Genomic DNA, 6,671 nt, shown 5'->3' on the forward strand with positions numbered 1-6,671 from the left:
AAAAAATAAAAGGCCTCCCCTCCTTTTTGCTTACCCCTATTTATTGAGATGATACCAGTTTCGTTTATAATTTTCGTAGCCGATCATAAAAGAATACCAAGCTTATTTTGGCAATTGAATGATCTATGAATATCACTTTCTCGCAATTAACCATTCCCACATCTGAGGTTGCTGCTGCAATTTGCAAGTGGCAAAATGATCCGACGCTGATCCCCTCCATCCGTCCCAACCCTACAAAGGATGCTCTCGAAATGCGGGAAGTAGTTACCGTTGAAAGACTACAGGAACGGCTTAACTATACGCAAATCTATTTGATCTATTTTGAAGAGGCATTGGTTGGAGAAATTAGTTTCCAGATAGACCCAATGCAATTGGTCAAAAAAGAAAAGGGAAGTGCCTGGATCGGGATTAACATTGGAGAGGCTTTCGCGCGGGGGAAAGGTATCGGTGTTCAGGCGATGAAATATCTGGAAGAACAGATCAGGAAACAAGGGCTCAAGCGAATTGAATTGGGCGTCTTCGAATTTAACACAAATGCCATCAAATTATATAAAAAGGTGGGCTATCAGGAGATCGCTCGGATTAACAATTTCACGTATTGGCAGGGGAAAATGTGGCAGGATATCCGCATGGAAAAACGCCTGGAATAAAGAATACACTCACAAGGGCAGATTATTTATCACCAATCACTTATCCTGATTTATCTTTAGGGTTTATAAAAATCTGAATCGGGATAAAAATCCACCCAGGCCCAATCGTAGGAACTCAGACTGGGGACAGCTTTGAGGGATTTTCCCTCCAGCGGTCCGCTTCGCGCGAGGCCCAGGGCTGGGTTCCAACTGGAACCAGTTTCCTCGTCGATCAATTCTTTTCCGTCAAAGGCGAAGGTGAGCGTTTGCCCCTCCACCTGCCGGATATAAGCCTGATAGATCTCATCCGCAGCCCAGACCATCACCGGAATATCGTCCAGAGAGTCATTAACTACGCCTGGGTTTTCAACATCCCTGTAATAATAGGCCTTGGATTCTTTCCCCAATACCAGCCCAATTACAAAGTCCGCTTGGAAGCCTTGTCGTCGAGCTGCCGAGACTCGATCGAGATCGTTGGTCATAACGAGCGTATTTGGATGGGCCTCTTTCCAGCGCTCCCAGGTTGTTAATTGAAAGGGAAGTAAATTAAGTTGCACGCCTTTGTATTCGCCTTCAATGCCTCGCCCCCAGGGCTGTGACCAGATCGATTCTGTTTCGTGGTCGAACCAGGTCATGGCGTTCTTTACAAGCGAACCCGCGTTTCCAAAAACGTGGATTTTTCCATCAATGCGTCGGTCGTGCACGAGACCGGTGTAGCAGATCGGTCACCACGAGACCAGGACAGGCCACCCCGCGATTTCATCATTCACCATCTCCCGAAAGCGCAATACGGTTACGGGATAAGCTTTGGACTCTCCATCAATGGCAAGGCCCATCACCAATTCATCATCCTGCATGGGGGCTTCATTTGCTGATGAAAAGGTGGGGTTATAAACAGGGCGGATGCCGTCGAATCCCAGCATGTGGGGAATGTAATATTCGGTATCATCTTCGATACGAATATTTGTTGGGAAGGGGGCCGGATTCTCGTCCGGGGCAAGGGTTGCTTCTGGAGCAGCAAGCAGCGTGGATGTGGTTTTTGGTGAGGGAATTAATGTGGAAGTTGGGAGGCTCTCCGTTGACGTACAGCCAGCCAAAAGGAGAATGAAACCGGAGAGAAAAATAAAGGTGCGCAAAGATATGTTTTTCATCTGAACTAATTCAAGACCGAGAAAACATCCGGTTCACGCCCTTCATTGATGGCCGTAATCGTTTCTTCAAGCATGGGGAGGGTCAATGGCCCGGAATGCACATATCGCACAACACCATCGGCGTCGATGAACCAACTGGTGGGTAAACCGATCGGTCTATAGCTTTCTTTTGTCAGTTCACCTTTTGGATCCATAACCAGCGGATAGGTGATATTGTATTGATTCTGATAATCTGCCACTTCAGTTTCGCTCTCTTGCATATTCAAGGCGATGATCTCAATTTCATCCTGCCTGGCGCTGTAGAACTCTACCAGATGCGGTGTTTCCAGGAGACAAGGTCCACACCAGGTGGCAAAGTCGTTGATCATCACAATTTTGCCACGATAATCGCTCAGGCGGATATTATCACCTTCAAGCGTGATGCCGTTAAAATCCGGGGCCAGCTCACCGATCGATGTTCCTGTCGGGAGACCATCGGATGAATTGATGCCATTCGATGTAGACAATGTGGACTGAAGGTAGGATACACCAGCCAGTGCACTTACAATACTTATTAAGATGAGGATTTTCCATTTCTTTTTCATAAGTTTTCCTTTATAAAATATTAGATATGGTGTTATTCTGATTCCTTACAAGTTTATTGGAAAGCGGGAAAAAATAAAATATTTGGATAATCCATAGTGGATGTATTCTAGAGTTAAGTTTTTTGCACTTTTTGATCGAATAGACCAAAGGCCAAAGGTACTAGACTGTTGAAGCTGTCCAAATTTAGGTAAAATAAATACAGCAATTGTTGTATACTGGCAGTATATTGCTAAATGACCATCATAGTTAGATAGCAAAAGGCATCGTCTTTTAAGTAGGCAGGCCAATAGAAGCGAGGTGAGGGTATGAACCGATTCTGTTCTGAAAAACGACCTTCTGAGAAAGGGCAAGGGCTGGTGGAGTACGCCCTTATTCTGGTATTGGTGTCTGTGGTTGTTCTGGCCGTGTTATTGATATCCGGGCCTACACTTGGCAATGTCTTTACTGAGGTAGTTAGCGCGATAGATAACCCTGGAGGGGGAGGCGGAGGTGGAGGCGAGGAGGATGTGGTTTCGATTACCACAGCGGCCTATAGCGCAGGGAACTTGCATCTGGATGCCACTTCTGATGGTGGTTATGACCCCGGCGTGACACTGACTGCCTCACCAGGTGGTGTGATGACACAAGCGGGCGGACATTATCACCGCAATATCTCAATAGTCTGTCCATGCACAGTCACTGTCACCTCAAGTGAGGGTGGGTCAAGCATAGTAAATGTACCCTGAGAATATAAAAACGGAGGCGGTATTGAAAGAGTCGGGGAAGGTTATCTGCAAAATAATCCCGGTTTCCAACCGCTGAATTCTTCCGTTAATCATATGCCAATAAGAAAAAGGAGGGCTTCCCACGAAGCCCTCCTTTTTCAATAATCCCTAGGTATCCATCCTGAAATATCCCGTAGTGGCGACTTTATTGATGTTCACTTAAGTTGGTTAATTATCTCTACGTAAAACGTCCCGCAGGTTCCCGTGATTGAGATTTTAAAGCAACATAAACCTGCGGGACGCTCATAACCTGTTTATCTGAATATCAATAGTCGCTCTTTACGACTGAAGCCATTACTACAAAAGAATTTTAGAAAGGGTTCAAAGTTAATCCGGGAAAATTTTCTCCATCACTTCGGGACAATATTTTTTCAGTGTTTCTGAAGAGATAGAATTTGTTTTACAGATTTCCTCATATAAATCTGCCGACTTCCTCTTGCGGCGCTTCTGTGTCTCCACATCCAACTCCCAGAGACCAAAACGCTGTGTCCAGCCGCGTTCCCATTCAAAGTTGTCAACAAGCGACCAGTGGAAATATCCCTTAATCGGCCAATTGAAATTGACCGCCCGCCACATTTGATGGATATGCTCTGCCAGATAGCGCGGACGCATCTCGTCGGGGGCATCTTCCACGCCGTTTTCGGTGACGATGATATCCTTTTTGAAACGATTTGCCCATTTAAGTGCTTCATAGAAGCCATCTGGTTCGTTGGCGATAAAGCCGGTTTCGCTCAGATCGGCATTTTTGGCAAAGGAGCGGCGGCCAAATAATTCACTGGCCATTCTCAGATCAAAGGAGACATAATCACGGGTGTAATAGTTCAAGCCCATAAAATCCTGCGTCCCAGCCGCCTCGGGGATATTAACCCTCCTCCACAGGAATTTTACTTTCCCATCCGTGATTGCCCGCGGGAAAAGATCGTTAAATATGCGAGATTGTGTTTTCGTAACCCATCGGTCGAGTGGAGATCTGGGATTCTTAGGATAGAGCGAACGATACTGATGCGCCATTCCCACACGCGCTTCGCGCTGTACCTCGTGGATGACCTGATAGGCCAGTGCGTGTCCGCGCACTAAATTCACCATCACCTTAAATGCGACTTTTAAATCCTTTTTGCCAGGAGGAAAAATACCCGCCACATATCCCATAAATCCGTAAACATTCGGCTCGTTGATCGTCACCCATAAATTAGCATATTCTTTCAGGGCAGAAACTGTTTTACGCACAAAATCTGCAAATAGCTGTGGCGCTTCATCGCTTTCCCAACCGCCTATTTCCATGAACCAGAGTGGATCTGTAAAATGATGCAAGGTGACCAACGCCGTCATATTGCGTTCGCGCAAACCGCGCAGCATCTCACGATAGCGATCAAGAGCATTCTCATCCCAACGATCACGCGCAGGTTGAATACGACTCCATTCTACAGAAAACCGATGTGCATTTTGTCCGGTCTCGGCAGCACGGTCAAAGTCTTCCTTCCAGCGGCCTCCCCACCAATCACAGGCCAGCCCCGATCTATGCTCGGTATGCCCTGCTTCTTCCCAGGCATGCCAATTATTATTCGTATTATTACCTTCCACCTGATGTGACGATGTCGCATTTCCCCATAAAAAGCCACGAGGAAATTGAAATTTTGCTTTTGCCATTTTCTCTCTCTTTATCCTTGTTGTAATGCTCTGCGTTGCAACATTTGCCAAACCAACGCGGAGCATTGGTTTTAGGATGACTACTATTTATTTTTTCTTGCCAAATATGCCAGGTAAAGAGCGACTGATCCGGCAACTGCCGCGTTGAGCGACTCGATCTCACCTTGCATGGGTAGTTTCATGAGTAGATCACAGGATTTGCGGACGAGTGGACGCATCCCGTGCCCCTCCGAGCCGACGACGATCCCCACTGCCCCATCCAGCCGGATCTCTCCCGGACTTTGGGCTTGCTCGTCGTTACCCTCGAGGCCGATGATCCACGCCCCGGCGTCTTTTAGTGTGGTGATCGCCTGGGCAAGATTTGCCTGGACAATCAGCAGATGTTCGCTCGCCCCGGATGAGGCATTCACCACCGAAGCTGTGATCTGCGCCGTCCGCGCAAGGGGGATGACAACCCCATGCACACCAACGGATTCAGCTGTCCGCAGGAGCGTACCGAAATTTTGGGGGTCCTGGAGGGTGTCGAGGAGCAGCACAAAGAGTGGCTCGCCTCGTTTTTCGGCGCGATCCAAAATATCCAGGACATTATGATAAGGGTAGCCGCTAACTTCCAGCGCAATGCCCTGATTATTGGGAGCGATCTTATCCATGCGTTTGCGCGGAGCACGGATAACCTTCACCTTTTGCGCCTGTGCCATTTGAATGATCTCACCCAAACGACCTTTTTCCTGCGCGCCCTCGCTGACCAATAGTTGAAAAAACTGCCGCCTTTTGGCGCGCAGTGTTTCGTAAACCGGATTCCGTCCGTAAATGAATTCTTTCATGCGCTTATTTTACCCGCAAAAGCACTGACACACCTTCCATATTGCATGGAGTGAACTTCAATATATAGGTATAATGGTAATAGTACCCTGGTAGGAGTATTATTATAAATTTATGAAAAGCCCTTCACTTCGCAATTTTCTTCTTTCTGTTTTGGGGAAGTTAATTGAACCTCATCCTTCAATAAAAGACCAAAGAAAGAGATTGGAAGCGAAAATGGTTTCTTTCATGGTATTAGTAATGATAGTTGGGATTGTCCTGAATTATATATTTTCCAAGGGACTTACCATTTATACCCTAATAGGTATTGGACTCGGCTACATTATCAGCCGCACAAAATATTATCAAATCTCGATTTATTTGCTTATTGGAGGTTTGCTCGCATCCACAATTTATTCGATATTGGTGGGTCGTGAATTTGATAGCCATACAATATTCATACATGTTGCCTGGCTTTCCCTTTCGCTGGTTTTTGCAAGTATTCTTCTGACAGTTAGAAAATCAATTTTTGTAGCCATTATTCATTTAGTTGCCATTTTCTCTCTTGCGTATTTTGTTCCCGATATTGATCTAAGGGCAATTGGTGTTTCAATTGGATTTCTTTTGGTATTTTCTTCCCTCTTGATTACCACCATGCAGCTACGAAATTTACTAGAAGAAACCAGACAAGAAGAAATCAGCATTCAGGCTACCCATGACCAACTGACTGGTTTGCCAAATCGTATTTTATTCCATGATCGTTTAGAGCAAGCCCTGGCCCGGGCCGAAAGAAGAAAAACGATCTTTTCTGTTTTATATCTGGATCTGGATAATTTCAAATATGTAAATGATGAGTATAGTCATGATGACGGAGATCGAACGCTAAGAATAATAGCGGAGCGGATTAAAAAGTGTATTCGTAATTCAGATACTGCCGGACGGATTTCTGGGGATGAATTTCTTGTTTTGCTTGAAAATATTGAAAACTCCGAAAACGCAGCCGCAATATCTCAAAAGATTCTTGACGCCATATCAAGGCCAATCACAAGTAATGGCCCAGAGATCATGATAACTGCCAGTATTGGGATTACAAT

7 protein-coding genes are annotated in these 6,671 nt (G+C 45.8%); 3 read left to right on the forward strand and 4 right to left on the reverse strand.

The features are described 5' to 3' along the window. Positions 1-125: 125 nt before the first annotated feature. Positions 126-650: a GNAT family N-acetyltransferase gene (locus tag AC3DOM_RS14195; RefSeq protein ID WP_487919701.1), complete on the forward strand. Its 525-nt coding sequence runs from the start codon at positions 126-128 to the stop codon at positions 648-650. A 56-nt stretch (positions 651-706) separates the two neighbouring features. On the opposite strand, the gene AC3DOM_RS14200 is transcribed toward AC3DOM_RS14195, so the two are convergent. After that, complete coding sequence (locus AC3DOM_RS14200) at positions 707-1,780, reverse strand: DUF3179 domain-containing (seleno)protein (protein ID WP_487919702.1); 1,074 nt, start codon at positions 1,778-1,780, stop codon at positions 707-709. A 5-nt stretch (positions 1,781-1,785) separates the two neighbouring features. Continuing rightward, positions 1,786-2,364, reverse strand: a complete 579-nt coding sequence (locus AC3DOM_RS14205; RefSeq protein ID WP_487919703.1) for a TlpA family protein disulfide reductase — start codon at positions 2,362-2,364, stop codon at positions 1,786-1,788. Positions 2,365-2,670: 306 nt separating this feature from the next. Here AC3DOM_RS14205 and AC3DOM_RS14210 point away from each other — a divergent pair, with 306 nt between their 5' ends. After that, positions 2,671-3,090, forward strand: a complete 420-nt coding sequence (locus AC3DOM_RS14210) for a hypothetical protein (protein ID WP_487919704.1) — start codon at positions 2,671-2,673, stop codon at positions 3,088-3,090. 366 nt (positions 3,091-3,456) lie between these two features. Here the strand turns inward: AC3DOM_RS14210 and AC3DOM_RS14215 are convergent, their stop codons facing one another. Together AC3DOM_RS14215 and rlmB are read right to left on the reverse strand one after the other, a co-directional pair. Beyond that, positions 3,457-4,776, reverse strand: a complete 1,320-nt coding sequence (locus tag AC3DOM_RS14215) for a glycoside hydrolase family 1 protein (RefSeq protein ID WP_487919705.1) — start codon at positions 4,774-4,776, stop codon at positions 3,457-3,459. Between the two features lie 83 nt (positions 4,777-4,859). Further along, positions 4,860-5,600: a 23S rRNA (guanosine(2251)-2'-O)-methyltransferase RlmB gene (gene rlmB, locus AC3DOM_RS14220; protein WP_487919706.1), complete on the reverse strand. Its 741-nt coding sequence runs from the start codon at positions 5,598-5,600 to the stop codon at positions 4,860-4,862. 112 nt (positions 5,601-5,712) lie between these two features. Between rlmB and AC3DOM_RS14225 the strand changes: the two genes are divergently transcribed. Further along, a partial coding sequence (locus AC3DOM_RS14225) for a diguanylate cyclase domain-containing protein (protein WP_487919707.1) occupies positions 5,713-6,671 on the forward strand: 959 nt, incomplete at its 3' end.

It is taken from the genome of Candidatus Desulfolinea nitratireducens (genome assembly GCF_982879505.1).